This is a genomic window from Actinoalloteichus hoggarensis, assembly GCF_002234535.1.
GTDB lineage: Bacteria > Actinomycetota > Actinomycetes > Mycobacteriales > Pseudonocardiaceae > Actinoalloteichus_A > Actinoalloteichus_A hoggarensis.
Window position 1 is genome coordinate 3497746 of record NZ_CP022521.1, and the last position, 15195, is coordinate 3512940.

General features: G+C 75.0%; 1 protein-coding gene. It reads right to left on the reverse strand.

All coding sequences use genetic code 11. The annotated features are described in order from the left end of the window. Positions 1 to 18: 18 nt before the first annotated feature. The gene (locus tag AHOG_RS29975) at positions 19 to 14709 is read right to left on the reverse strand and encodes a type I polyketide synthase (protein ID WP_425427609.1); all 14691 of its coding nucleotides are present in this window, start codon (positions 14707 to 14709) and stop codon (positions 19 to 21) included. Between the last annotated feature and the right edge of the window lie 486 nt (positions 14710 to 15195).

Consider the following 15195-nt stretch of genomic DNA (forward strand, 5'->3'; position numbering starts at 1 on the left):
CGATCGCAGCCCGGCGAGTCACGAGATGCCGAGTTCGTTGTCGATCAGGTCGAAGATCTCGTCGTCACTGGCGGCGTCGATCGCGGGATCGACCCGGCCCTGGCCCGCGGCCGTCTCGTCCAGTGCGGCGAGCAGCCCGCGCAGCCGGCCGGCCAGCTCGGCCCGGTCCGCCGAGGTGCCCTCCAACGCGGGCAGCGCCCGTTCGAGGGCTGCCACTCCGACCAGCGCGTCCGCCAGACCACCCGTCGCGGGAGCGGTCTCGTCGCGCAGATGACCGGCGAGCGCGGCCGGGGTGGGGTAGTCGAACAGCAGGGTCGCGGGCAGGCGAAGCCCGGTGACGACGGCGAGGCGGTTCCGCAGCTCGACGGCGGTCAGCGAGTCGAAGCCCAGGTCGAGGAAGCCGCGTTCGGCGTCGACGTCCTCGGCATCGGCGATGCCCAGCACCCGTGCCGCCTCCGCCCGCACGACGTCGACGAGCAGTTCGTGCCGCTCCTCCGTCGTCAACGGGGCCAGCTGCTCGGCGAGCCCGGCACCCGATGCCGGAGCGGCGGTCGACGCGGCCGAGCGCGGCCGGGCCGGGGTCGAGGCCCGCAGCGCGGGCGGCACCACGCCGTCGGTCGACGTTCGCGCCGCCAGCCGGGCGGGCACGAGCACCGCCTCGTCTCCGGCCGTGGCCAGGTCGAACAGCGCGAAGGCCTCCACGGTGGACATCGGGGCGAGTCCGCCTCTGGCCATTCTGGCCAGGTCCGCCCGGTCGAGCTTGCCGGTCATCCCGCTGGCCTCGGCCCACAAGCCCCACACGAGGGACTGAGCGGGCAGGCCGAGGGCCTGCCGATGCCCGGCGAAGGCGTCCAGGAAGGCGTTCGCGGCGGCGTAGTTGCCCTGGCCGGTTCCGCCGAGGGTGCCCGCCAGCGAGGAGTACAGCACGAACGCTTCCAGGTCGAGGTCGGCGGTGAGCTCGTGCAGGTTGACCACGGCGTCGACCTTCGGCCGCAGCGCGGTGTCGAGTCGTTCCGGGGTGAGCGCGGTCAGCACGCCGTCGTCGAGCACGCCCGCCACGTGCACCACGGCCGTCAGCGGGTGTTCGGCGGGCACGGTCGCCAGCGTCTCGGCCAGCGCGGCGCGATCCGCCGCGTCGCAGGCCACCAGCCGTACCCGCGCGCCGAGGCCGGTGAGCTCGGCGACGAGTCCGGCCGCGCCGGGCGCCGCCGGGCCGCGCAGGCTGGTGAGCAGCAGGTCGCGCACCCCGCGTTCGGCGACGAGGTGGCGGGCCAGCGCCCGGCCCAGCGTGCCGGTCGCCCCGGTGATCAGCGTGGTCCCCCGGTCCGACCACGGCCGCGAGGCCGTCCCGGTGCCCGCGGGCTCGGCGGGCCGGGCGGTCTGTGCGCTCGGGATGGTCCGGGCGGGAACCAGTCGGGGTACCCGTACCTCGGCGCCGCGCAGCGCCAGCTGGGGTTCGCCGCTTGCGAGCGCGGCGGCGATCACGGCGGGCGACGGCTCGTCCGTGTCGACGTCGAGCAGCACGAAGCGGTCCGGATGCTCGGACTGGGCGGTGCGCAGGAGGCCGTGCACCGCGGCCCCGACCGGGTCCGCGTGCTCCGATCCCACCGCGCAGGCCCGACGGGTGAGGACGATCAGCGGCGTGCCGCCGAGGCGGTCCTCGGCGAGCCAGGCCTGGGTCGACGCCAGCGCCCGCCGGGTGGCCGCGCGGACGGCGGCGGGCAGGCTCGCGGCGGCGACCGAGGACGCCGAGAAATCGGCGAACACGGCCTGCGGCGGCGCCGTGGCGGCGGCGACCTCGGCCACCCCGGCGAACCGCTCCAGGCCGGGCAGCGTGATCCCGTCGGCGCCGTCGGCATCCGACAGCAGTCCCCAGTGTCCGGGCGTCGACGCCGGGACCGGCAGCACCGGCCAGTCCAGCCGGTACAGCGAGTCCGTCCCGGTCGGGCGGGCGGCGAGCAGTTCCGCCGCGGGCAGCGGCCGGAGGCGCAGCGCGGACACCGTCAGCACGGGCAGCCCGGCGGCGTCGGTCGCCGTCAACGCCACCGTGTCCGTCGCGGTCGGCGACAGTCGGACTCGCAGGGCCGAGGCCCCTGTGGCGTGCAGGGTGACGTCGTCCCAGGAGAAGGGCAGCGTGCCGCCGGACTCCGGGTCCTCGAAGGCGATCGTGTGCAGCGCCGCGTCCAGCAGCGCGGGATGCAGTCCGAAGTCCGCCGCGGCCGACTCCCGCCCCTCGGGCAGGGCGATCTCGGCGAGCACGTCCGCGCCGAGCCGCCAGGCCGCGCGGAGCCCTCGGAACATCGGGCCGTAGTCGAAGCCGTTGGCCGCGCACCGTTCGTACAGATCGGCGACGTCGACCGGCTGGGCACCGGGCGGGGGCCAGTCCGTCGTCTGTGCTCCGGGTGTCGGGCTCGCGGCGCCGAGGAAGCCGGTGGCGTGACACGTCCAGTCGCCCGCGCCGACGTCGGGGCGGGTGTGCACGGTGATCGCGCGGCGTCCCGCCTCGTCGGCGGGGGCGAGCACGAGCTGGAGGCGTACGGCGTCGCCGTCGCCCAGGACGAGCGGCGTCCGCAGCGTCAGCTCCTCGACCGCGCCCGCGCCCGCCGTCTCCCCCGCGGCGAGCGCGAGTTCGAGGAACGCGGTGCCGGGGAACAGGATCGTGCCGGACACCCGGTGTTCGGCCAGCCAGGGCTGGTACTGCGTGGAGATCCGCCCCGTGCACAGCACGGTGCCGTCGGCGGCCAGTTCCGTCGTGCTGCCCAGCAGCGGGTGCCCGGTCGGTGCCAGTCCCGACTCGCCCGCCGTCTTGCTGGTGATCTCCAGCCAGTAGCGGTCGCGCTGGAACGCATAGGTCGGCAGCTCCACGCGGCGGGCGCCCGGCCTGCCGAACACCTCGGCGCGGTCCAGGGCGACGCCGCGCACGTGCAGCTCGGCCAGGGCCGCGCCGACCGCCTCCCGGTCGGTGCGGTCGCGGCGCAGCGTGGGAACCGCGGCCGCGCCGCGCGGGAGGGCGTCGGGATCATCCTGTGCCAGCGCGATCAGCACCCCGTCGGGGCCGAGTTCGGCGAACGCGGTGACACCGAGTCCGGTCAGCGTCCGGATGCCGTCGCCGAAACGGACGGCCGAGCGGACATGCCGCACCCAGTACTCCGGGGTGCACAGGTCGTCGCCGTCGGCGAGCGCGCCGGTCACGTTGGACACGACGCCGATGCGCGGCGGCGAGTAGTCGATCCCGGCGGCGATCTCGGCGAACTCCGTCAGGACGGCGTCCATCAACGGGGAGTGGAAGGCCTGTGCGACGCGCAGCCGCCGGGTCTTGCGGCCGAGCCGTTCGAGTTCGGCGGCGACGGCGTCGACCGCGGCGACGGTGCCGGAGACGACCACCGACTGCGCGCCGTTGACGGCGGCGAGATCGGCCTCGTGCTCGCGCCCGACCAGCAGCGGCCGGACCTCGTCCTCGGCGGCCAGCACGGACACCATCGCGCCGCCGGGCGGCAGCGCCTGCATGAGCCGTCCCCTGGCGAGCACCAGCCTGCAGGCGTCGGCCAGGGAGAACACGCCCGCGAGGTGCGCGGCGGCGATCTCGCCGATCGAGTGGCCCAACAGGTAGTCCGGTCGGACGCCACAGGACTCGAACAGGCGGAACAGCGCGACCTCGACGGCGAACAGGGCGATCTGGGTGTACTCGGTGCGGTCCAGCAGCGCCGCGTCCTCGCCGTCGGGATCCGCGAACACCACCTCCCGCAGCGGGCGGGCCAGCTCGTGATCGGCCCGCGCGCACACCTCGTCGAAGGCGGCGGCGAACACCGGAGCGGCGGCGTACAGGTCGCGGCCCATGCCCGCGCGCTGGGCGCCCTGCCCGGTGAACAGGAAGGCGAGCCGACCGCGTGCGGCGATCCCCGTGGTCAGCCCCGGCGCGACGTCCCCGTCGGCGAGGGCACGCAGCGCGGCCGGATCGCCGCCCGCGATCACCGCACGGTGCTCGAACTGCGCGCGACCGGTGGCCAGTGACCAGGCCACGTCGGCGGGGTCGAGTCCGGGGTGTCGGTCGACGACGTCGAGCAGTCGCGCGGCCTGTCCCCGCAGGGCGGCCGCCGAGCGGGCGGACAGCACCCACGCCGGGGCGCCCGCACCGAGCGCGGTCCCCGTCGACTCCGGTGCGACGGGCTCCGGCTCGTGTGTCTGTTCGAGTACGACGTGCACGTTGGTGCCGCTGATGCCGAAGGAGGACACCGCCGCCCGCCTCGGCTTCGCGTCCGCTGCCCACGGCCGCGACTCGGTCAGCAGCCGCACGGCACCGGAGCTCCAGTCGATGTGCGGCGACGGCTCGTCGGCGTGCAGGGTGCGGGGCAGCCGCTCGTGCCGGAAGGCCATCACCATCTTGATCACGCCTGCCAACCCGGAGGCGGCCTGGGTGTGGCCGAGGTTCGACTTCACCGACCCCAGCCACAACGGCCGCTCCGCCGGCCGATCGTGGCCGTAGGTCGCCAGCAACGCCTGCGCCTCGATCGGATCGCCCAGGGAGGTGCCCGTGCCGTGTGCCTCCACGACGTCCACGTCGGCGGCCGTCACGCCCGCGTTGGTCAGGGCCTGCCGGATCACCCGCTGCTGGGCGGGCCCGCTCGGCGCGGTCATCCCGTTGCTGGCGCCGTCGGAGTTCATCGCCGAGCCGCGCACGACGGCGAGCACCGGATGTCCGTGGCGGCGGGCGTCGGAGAGCCGTTCGACGAGGAGCATTCCCGCGCCCTCGGCCCAGCCCGCGCCGTCGGCTTCCGCGCCGAAGGCCTTGCAGCGGCCGTCGGGGGCGAGTGCCCGCTGCCTGCTGAACTCCACGAAGGTGTCGAGGGTGGAGATCACGGTGACCCCGCCGGCCAGCGCCATCGTGCACTCGCCTCGCCGCACCGCGTCGGCGGCCAGATGCAGGGCGACCAGCGAGGACGAGCAGGCGGTGTCGACGGTGAGCGCGGGCCCCTCGAAGCCGAACAGATAGGCGATCCGGCCGGAGGCGACGCTGCCCGCGCTGCCGGTGGCCAGGTATCCCTCCAGCCCGTCGGGCGCCTGCCCGCTGCGGGACGCGTAGTCGTGGTAGTTGGAGCCGACGAACACGCCGACCCGTTCGCCTCGCGCGCCACCGGGGTCGATTCCGGCGGATTCGAAGGCCTCCCAGGAGGTCTCCAGCAGCAGGCGTTGCTGCGGGTCGATCGCGAGGGCCTCCCTCGGCGAGACGCCGAAGAACGGGGCGTCGAACTCTCCCGCGTCCTGAAGGAAGCCGCCGCCGGTGGTGTAGAAGGTGCCGGGGTGATCCGGGTCCGGGTGGTAGCTCTCCTCCAGCGCCCAGCCTCGGTCGGTCGGCAGCGGCGAGATCGCGTCCCGCTCCTCGTCGACCAGTCGCCACAGGTCCGCGGGCGACTCGACGCCGCCGGGGAAGCGGCAGCCGATGCCGACGATCACGACGGGGTCGTCCGCCTCGGCCGTGGCCGCCCCGCGCGTGACGTCCCCGGCCGCCGTGTCGGCCGCCGCGTCGGCGCCCAGGAGTTCGGCCTCCAGGTGGCGGGCCAGCGCGGTGGCCGTGGGGTGGTCGAAGACCAGGGTCACCGGCAGCCGGAGTCCGGTGTGCTCGGCCACGCGGTTGCGCAGGTCGACGGCCGTGAGCGAGTCGAAGCCGAGGTCGCGGAAGGCGCGGTCGGGATCGACGGCCGTCGCGTCGGGGTAGCCGAGCGCGACCGCCGCGAGCGCACGAACGGAGTCGAGCAGCCGCGCCGAGCGTTCCGCGGCGGGCAGCGCGCGAAGCTCGCCCGCCAGACCGGTCTCCGCCGTCGACGGCGCCGCAGGCCGAGCCTCGGGGAGGCCGTGCAGCGTCGGGTCGGGACGCGAGGCCGTCAGCGTCGGTCCGTACCGCGGCCAGTCGATGTCGGCCACCGCGAGGACCGGGAGGTCGCCCGCCACCGCCCGGCCGAGTTCGTGGAGGGCGACGTCGGGTTCCAGCAGGCCCATCCCGGTGCGCCGGAAGCGGGCGGCGGCGGCCTCGTCGACCAGCCCGCCGCCTGCCAGGGCACCCCACGCCACGGCGGTGGCGGGCAGGCCGAGCGCGTGCCGGTGCTCGGCCAGGGCGTCGAGGTAGGCGTTGGCGGCCGCGTAGGCGCCCTGACCGGGACCGCCGAGAGTGCCCGCCAGCGAGGAGAAGAGCACGAAGGCGTCCAGGTCGTGATGCCGGGTCGACTCGTGCAGGTTGCGGGCGGCGTCGAGCTTGGCGCGGAGCACGCCCGCGACGCGGTCCGGGCTCAGGGTGTCCAGGACGCCGTCGTCCACCAGTCCCGCGGCGTGCACCACGGCGGTGAGCGGGCCGGGCAGCGAGTCCAGCAGGGCGGCCAGCGCGGCGCGGTCCGCGACGTCGCAGGCCGCCAGGGTCACCTCGACGCCCTGGTCCCGCAGTCCGGCGGCGAGTTCCTCGGCGCCGTCGGCCGCGGCGCCGCGTCGGCTGACCAGGACCAGATGTTCGGCGCCCTCGGCGGCCAGCCACCGCGCGGTCCGCGAACCGAAGGAGCCGGTGCCGCCCGTGACCAGCACGGTCCCGCTCGGCGACCAGGGGACGGCGGCCGCGGCGGGCTCGGCACGCACCAGGCGGCGGGCGAGCAGCCCTCGGCCGCGTACCGCGAGTTGATCCTCGCCGCCCACCCCGGACAGTGCGGCGCAGAGCAGGTCCGTCGTGTCCTCGTCCCGGTCGGCGGGCAGGTCGATCATCCCGCCCCAGCGATCGGGGTGTTCCCGGCTCGCGATGCGACCGAGGCCCCAGCCCAGGGCCTGGAGCGGCGCGGTCAGCGGCTCGGCGGGCGCGGTGGCCACGGCCCCCGTGCTCAGGGTCCACAGCGGCGCCGCGATGCCGGAGTCGCCCAGGGCCTGTAGGAGGGTGAGGGTGGCGATCAATCCGATCGGGGTCGCCGAGCCTTGCTCGGCGGGCTCCTCGGCGGAGCCGAGCAGGCCGAGCACGCCGACGAGCGGACGTTCGTCGTCGACCTCGCGGAGCCGGCGTGCCAGGGTGGCGCGGTCCCCGGCTCCGTCGACCGGCAGCACCCGCAGGTCGACGCCGCGGGCGCGCAGGGCGGCGGCGAGGGGCTCGTGGACGTCGTCCTCGGCGGGGGCCACCAGCAGCCAGGCGCCTGCCGGGGCGGCCTCGGGCGCCTCGATCGGCTGCCAGGCGACCCGGTAGCGACGGCCGTCGGCGGCCGGGCCGGAGCGAGTCCGCCGGGCCGGATTCTCGGCGGCGAGCCAGAAACGCTGTCGTTGGAAGGCGTAGGTGGGCAGCGCGACGGCGCGCGGGTCGAACTCGGCGAAGACCGGAGCCCAGTCCACCGGCAGACCGCGGACCCACGCCTCGGCCAGCGAGGTCAGCAGGCGATGCCTGCCGCCCTCTCCCCGGCGCAGGGTGCCGACGACGGCGGTGGGCGACGGGAGGTCGGCGGTCTCCAGGGTGTCCTGCACCGCCATGGTGAGCACCGGATGCGGGCTCGTCTCCACGAATCCGCCGAAACCCTGGCGGGCGAGCGCTCCGATGGCGGTGTCGAAGCGGACCGAGGCACGCAGGCCGCGGTACCAGTAGCGGGCGTCGAGTTCGGCGGTGTCCAGCCAGTCGCCGACGACCGTGGAGAAGAACGGGACCGTCCCGGTGCGTGGGCTGATGCCGGCCAGCGCCGCGATCAGCCGGTCCTGGATCCGCTCGACCTGCGCGGAGTGCGAGGCGTAGTCCACCGGGATGCGGCGGGCCCGGACGCCGTCGGCCTCGCATTCGGCGAGCAGCTCGTCGAGCGCGGTCGGCTCGCCGGACACGACGACGGCGGCGGGTCCGTTGACCGCGGCGATCGAGACGCGGGTGCCGAAGCGGTCGATCCGGCCGCGAACGTCGTCGGCGGGCAGGGCCAGGGACAGCATGCCGCCCGCGCCTGCGAGCTCCTCGGCGATGAGCCGGGAGCGCAGGCAGACGATCCGCGCGCCGTCGGCGACGCTCAGTCCGCCCGCCACGACGGCGGCGGCGATCTCGCCCTGACTGTGTCCGACGACGGCCTGCGGCTCGACGCCGTGGGCCCGCCACACCTCGGCCAGCGAGACCAGCACGGCGAACAGCAACGGCTGCACGACGTCGACCCGGGCCAGCAGGTCCTCGTCGGACAGCGCCGCGAGGGCGGCGAAGTCGGCGTGCTCCTCGACGGCGGCGGCACACTCGGCGAAGCGGGCGGCGAACACCTCCGACGACGCCAGCAGCTCGACGGCCATCCCGGTCCACTGTGATCCCTGGCCGGGGAAGACGAACGCGACGCGGCCGGCCACGTCGGCCGTGCCGGTCACCACGTCGGGTGTGGCGCCGCCGTCGGCCAGCAGTCCCATCCCGTCGCGCAGCGCGGTCTCGCCCGCACCGACCACGACCGCGCGGCGGTCCAACGACGCGCGGGTGGTGGCGAGGGAGAACCCGACGTCCACGGCGGTGGGCACGGTGTCGGGGGTGTCGGCGGAGTCGGAGTCGGCGGACGATTCCGCCGCCGCGAGCCGGTCCAGCAGCGCCGCCGCCTGCGCGCGCAACGCCGGATCGGTCCGGCCGGAGACCGGCCACGGCACGATCGCCTCCGCGGGCGGCGCGATCCGCCTCGGCTCGTCGGCCTCGGCGGGCGGCTCCTCGATGACGAGGTGCGCGTTGGTGCCGCTGACGCCGAAGGAGGAGATCCCGGCGCGACGGGGACGGCCCTCGCCGAGCCAGGGTCGCGGCTCGGTCAGCAGCCGGATGTCGCCCGCCGACCAGTCCACGTGCGTGGTGGGCTCGTCGGCGTGCAGGGTGCGCGGCAGGGTCGAATGACGCAGGGCGAGCAGCATCTTGATCAGGCCGCCCATGCCGGAGGCGGCCTGCGTGTGGCCGAGGTTCGATTTCACCGAGCCCAGCCACAACGGCCTGCCCGCGGGCCGCTCCCGACCGTAGGTCGCCAACAGGGCCTGTGCCTCGATCGGATCGCCCAACGACGTGCCCGTGCCATGCGCCTCCACGACGTCGATCTCCGAGGAGGCCAGTCCGGCGTTGGCCAGCGCCTGCCGGATGACACGCTGCTGGGCCAGTCCGTTCGGCGCGCTGAGCCCGTTGGAGGCGCCGTCCTGATTGATCGCCGAACCGCGCAGCAGGCCGAGCACCCGACGACCGGCGCGGCGGGCCTGCGAGAGCCGTTCCACGAGCACGAGTCCCGCGCCCTCGGCGAGCGCCATGCCGTCGGCTCCCGCGCCGAAGGCCTTGCAGCGACCGTCGCGGGCCAGGCCGCGCTGCCTGCTGAATCCGATGAAGCCGTCGGGGCCGTACATCACGGCGACCCCGCCCGCCAGCGCCAGCGTGCACTCGCCGCGGCGCACCGCGTCGGCGGCCAGGTGCAGCGCGACCAGGGACGCCGAGCAGCCGGTGTCGAGCGTGATCGCGGGTCCCTCCAGGCCGAGGGTGTAGGAGACCCGGCCGGACAGCACGCTGGTCGCCGTGCCGGTGACCAGGTGGCCCTCGGCGCCCTCGGGCAGCTCGGGAAGGTCGTTGCCGTATCCCTGGTAGGCGGCTCCGACGAACACGCCGGTGCTGCTGCCGCGCAGCGAGTGCGGGTCGATCCCGGCGCGTTCCACCGTCTCCCAGGCGACCTCCATGATCATCCGCTGCTGCGGGTCCATCGCCAGCGCTTCACGCGGGGAGATCCCGAAGAAGCCGGGGTCGAAGTCGCCCGCGCCGCGCAGGAAGCCGCCGGTTCGGACGTAGCTGGTGCCCTGCCGGTCGGCGTCGGGGTCGTACAGCTCGGCGACGTTCCAGCCTCGGTCCGTCGGGAAGTCCGAGATCGCGTCGCCGCCCTCGGTGAGCAGCTCCCACAGCTGTTCCGGGGTGGTGACGTCGCCGGGGAACCGACAGGCCATCGCCACGATGGCGATCGGGTCGTCGTCGACCTCGGCGCGGGCGGCCTGCGGGACGGCGACGGGTGCGGCCGCGCGTTCGCCGAGCAGGGCGGTCCGCAGGTTCTCGGCCAGCGCGGCGGCCGTCGGATGGTCGAAGACGATGGTGGCGGGCAGGCGCAGGCCGGTGGCCGCGTTGAGCCGGTTGCGCAGTTCCACGGCGATCAACGAGTCGAAGCCGAGGTCGCGGAAGGCACGTCCGGTGTCGACCGTCTCGGGCCCGTCGTGGCCGAGGACCACGGCGACCTGGGTGCGCACCAGGTCGAGCAGCAGCCAGTCCTGCTCGGCGGGGTCGCTCGCCCGCAGTCGCCGGACGAGCTCGTCGTCCTGGCCGCCGTCGGCGACGGGCGCCGCGTCGGCGGCCAGGATGTCGCGTACCTCGGGGACCTCGGCGAGCAGCGGGCGGTCGCGCGCGGCGGTGAAGACCGGGACGAACCGGTCCCAGTCGACGTCGGCGACGGCCACGAAGGCCTCGTCGTGGTCGAGCGCCTGCTGCATCCCCGCCACGGCGAGCCCGGGGTCCATGAAGGTGATTCCCCGCCAGCGCAGCTGCTCCTGGACGATGTCGACGGCCATGCCGCCGCCGTCCGGGCTCCAGATGCCCCAGGCGATGGACGTCCCGGCCAGGCCGCGGGCGCGACGGTGCTCGGCGAGGGCGTCGACGTAGGAGTTGGCGGCGGCGTAGGCGCCGTGGTCGCCGCTGCCCCAGACGCCCGCGACCGAGGAGCAGAGCACGAAGGCGTCCAGAGTGTCCTCGGCGAACAGCGCGTCGAGATTCCGGGCGCCCACCAGCTTGGCGCGGGCGCCCTCGGCGAAGTCGGCCGTCGACGTGTCGGCGAGCGGGACGAGCAGGCCGATGCCCGCGGTGTGCACGACGGTGCGGATCTCCTCGCCGTCGCGGGTCAGGCCGTCGACGAGTTCGGTCAGCGCGGCGAGGTCGGCGACGTCGCAGGCGACGATGGTGACGCGCGCGCCGAGGGCGGTCAGCTCGGCCGACAGCTCCGCGGCTCCCGGCGCGGCGTCGCCCCGCCGGTTGGTGAGCACGAGGTGTTCGGCGCCGCCTCGGGCGAGCCAGCGGGCGGTGTGCGCGCCGAGGCCACCGGTTCCGCCGGTGATCAGGGCGGTCCCGCGCGGCGTCCACCGCCGGGGCGGCACGGCATCGCCGATCGGCAGGCGGACGAGGCGCCGCAGGAACACCGCGCCGTCACGGACGGCGAACTGGTCCTCGGCGCCGGGGTCGGCGAGGATGCCGACCAGGCTTCGCACGGTGGCGGCGTCCAGGTCGGCGGGCAGGTCGACGAGGCCGCCCCACCGGTCCGGGTGTTCCAGCGCGATCACCCGACCCAGGCCCCAGAAGGCGGCGTCCTCGGGGTTGCGCACCGCGTCGCCGCGGCCGGTGGCCGCCGACTCGCGGGTGACGATCCAGAGCCGTGCCGCGCCGCCCACGTCGGACAGCGCCTGGAACAGACCGAGGCCGCCGGTCAGGCCGGTGGTGAGTCCGATGTGCTCCGCGTCGGGTCGCTGATCGGCGGCGAGCAGCGAGAGCACGCCGGTGGCGCCTGCCGCGTCGAGATCACGCAGCCGCGCCGCGAGCGCCTCCCGCCCCCGCTCGTCGGCCGCGTCGAGCACCAGTTCGCGCACCGTCGCCCCGGCGGCGGCGAGCCCGTCGCGCAGGGTGGCGGCCCGGTCGGCGTCGTCCTCGGTGCGTACCAGCAGCCAGTCGCCGGTGCGGGCGGGGCGCGGGCTCTGCGTGCGGGGCCGCCAGGTGATGCCGTAGCGCCAGCGGTCGAGAGTGGTGTCCCGGCGCTGCCTGGCGCGGCGGGCGGACAGGGCGGGCAGGACCTCCGCGAGGGCGGTGGGGGCCACCGCGAGATCGCGGGCGAGGGTGTCGAGATCCTCGTCGTCCACGGCCTGCCAGAAGTCGGCGTCGGCGGGTGGGGCGGTCCCGGCCGCCGCCGGGCGGATCGCATCGAGCCAGTAGCGGTCGTGTTGGAAGGCATAGGTGGGCAGCGGGACGCGTCGGGCATGGTCGCCGAAGGCAGGTGTCCAGTCGACGGGATAGCCGCGGGTCCAGGCCTGCGCGAGGCTGTCGTAGAGGCGACGCGGTCCGCCGTCGTCGCGACGCAGCGTCCCGGTGACCAGGGCGTGTTCGATGCCCGCGTCGTCGACGGCGTCCTGGATCGCCATGGTGAGCACCGGGTGCGGGGAGGACTCGACGAAACCGGTGTAGCCCTGGTCGACCAGCGCGGTGATCGCCGGATGGAAGCGCACGGTCTGCCGCAGGCTCCGGTACCAGTACTCCGGGGTCAGCTCCGCGGTGTCCAGCCAGTCGCCCGTGACCGTGGAGAGGAACCCGACGTCGCTGCTGCGCGGCGTGATCCCGGCCAGGGCCGCCGACAGGTCCGTCTCGATGCGCTCCACCTGCACCGAGTGGGAGGCGTAGTCCACCGGGATCCATCGCACCCGGACGCCGTCGGCGTCGCAGGCGGCGGCGAACTCCGCCAGCGGGGCGGCATCGCCGGAGACCACGACCGAGGAGGGCCCGTTCACCGCCGCCACCGACACACCCTCGAACCCGGCCAGCCGCGTGCGGACGTCGGCCTCGGACAACGCGACCGAGAGCATCCCGCCGTGCCCGGCCAGGGTCTGGGCGATGAGTCGGGACCGGACGCACACCACCCGAGCACCGTCGGCCAGTGACAGACCGCCCGCCACCACCGCCGCCGCGATCTCACCTTGGGAGTGACCGACGACGGCATCCGGCGCCACGCCGAACGACTCCCACACCGCGGCGAGCGACACCAACACCGCGAACAACAACGGCTGCACCACATCGACCCGCGACAACAGACCCTCGTCGCCCAACGCCGCCAACGGCGCGAAATCCACCCACTCACCCAAAGCCTCGGCACACTCCGCGAACCGCGCCGCGAACACCGGAGACGAGACCAGCAGGTCCCGACCCATGCCGACCCACTGCGAACCCTGACCGGGGAACACCAGCGCCAGGCGGCCGGTCGGGCCGGTCACGCCTGTCACCAGGGCGGGATCGGCGCCGCCCTCGGCCAGGGCGCCCGCCGCCGAGAACAGCTCCGCCGATTCGGCGGCCACCACCACCGCGCGGTGCTCCATCGCGTCGCGGGCCGTCGCCAGCGTGAACGCCGTGTCCAGGGGCGCGGGCTCGTGCGTGCGGACATGCTCGATCAGCCGGTCGGCCTGGGCGGGCAGCGCCGCCGCCGACCGCGCCGACAGCAGCCACGGCAGCGGCTCGGGGTGGGCGGAATCGGCGGGCCGCGCCGGCTCGGACGCGGCCGCTCTGCCCGCCGCCGTCTCCGGTCCGGCAGCCTGTTCCGGTCCGGCACCGTGTTCCGCTTCGGGGGCCTGTTCCACGATGACGTGGGCGTTCGTCCCGCTGCCGCCGAACGAGGAGACGCCCGACCGTCGCGGCGCGCCGGTCTCGGGCCAGGCCGTGGGCTCGGTGACCAGCTCCACCCGCCCCGACGCCCAGTCCACATGCGACGTCGGCCGGTCCACGTGCAGCGTCGCGGGCACAGTGGCGTGCTGCAACGAGAGGACGGTCTTGATGATCCCGGCGACGCCGGAGGCGGCCTGCGCGTGCCCGATGTTCGACTTGACGGAGCCGAGCAGCAGCGGTCGGTCGTCCTCGCGGTGCTGCCCGTAGGTGGCCAGCAACGCCTGCACCTCGATCGGGTCGCCGAGTTCGGTTCCGGTGCCGTGGGCCTCGACGGCGTCGATCTCCGCCGGAGAGAGCCCCGCGTCCCGCAACGCCTCGCGGATCACCCGCTGCTGCGCGGGCCCGCTGGGTGCGGTCAGTCCGTTGGACGCGCCGTCCTGATTGGTCGCCGAGCCGCGCAGCACGGCGAGGACGCGGTGCCCGTTGCGCCGGGCGTCCGACAGCCGCTCCAACAACAGGACGCCCACGCCCTCGGACCACGCCGTGCCGTCGGCCGCCTCCGCGAACGGCTTGCACCGGCCGTCCGGGGCGAGCCCGCGCTGCCTGCTGAACTCCACGAAGTTGCGGGGCGTGGCCATCACCGTCGCCCCGCCGACCAGCGCCAGCGAGCACTCCTGCTGGCGCAGGGCGCGGATCGCGAGATGCGTCGCCACCAGCGAGGAGGAGCACATCGTGTCGATGGTGACGGCGGGTCCCTCGAAGCCGAAGGTGTAGGCGATCCGCCCGGAGAGCACCGCGCTGGACGAACCGGTCAAGAGGTGTCCCTCGACGCCGTCGACGGCGCCGTCGACGCCCGCGCCGTAGCCCTGATTGCTGGAGCCGACGAAGACGCCGGTACCGCTGCCGCGCAGAGAATCCGGTGCCAGGCCCGCCCGTTCCACCGCCTCCCAGGAGACCTCCAGCAGGAGACGCTGCTGCGGGTCCATGGCCAGCGCCTCACGCGGGGACAGTCCGAAGAAGCCCGCGTCGAATCCGGCGGCACCGGTGAGGAAGCCGCCCTCACGCACGTAGGACCGGCCCTGTCGCTCCGGATCGGGGTCGTAGAACCGCGCGGCGTCGAATCCTCGGTCCTCCGGCCAGGCGGACATCACGTCCCGGCCGGTGGCGACGACGTCCCAGAGATCCTCCGGCGAGTCGACGCCGCCGGGGAGACGGCAGGCCATCGACACGACGGCGATGGGTTCGTGCCTGCCCGCCTCGACCTGCCGAAGCCGCTGACGAGTCTGTCGCAGGTCCGCGGTCACCTTCTTCAGGTAGTCGCGAAGCTTGCCCTCGTCCACCATCTACCACCAACTCCTCGACGGATGCGGCGACATCGGATCGCCGAGCCGAACGCACACCGTCACCGGACGTCGGTGTGGCGGCGCGAACTCGTGACCGTGATCGAGAATCTGCCAGAGCCCGACTAGCAAAAACTTCAATGTTTCGGCGGCCGAGCGACCGGTCCGGCGCGACGGCGGCCGACCAGCCTTCACGGCACTCGATGTCACGCTGCGCAGTCTGCGGCCGAGGTCCGGAGGCGGCGGCCGAGTCGCGCGGGCAAGGTCCGGCGGCGCGTCGACGGGGCCCCGACGCCTGTGGCCGGACGCCGCCGTCGCGCGGCCGGATTGATCGAGCTCCCACGTCCGCGATGCCCGAGCGCGGCGGCGCGACGCCTTAGGCGGCCGGTCGCGCCCCGGCGGGCGCGATCGGTACGGCGTCGACGACCTGCTACGTGGGCGGTCGGCGCATGCTCGTCCCCTACGTCCGCGGCCCCGGCCGGACCG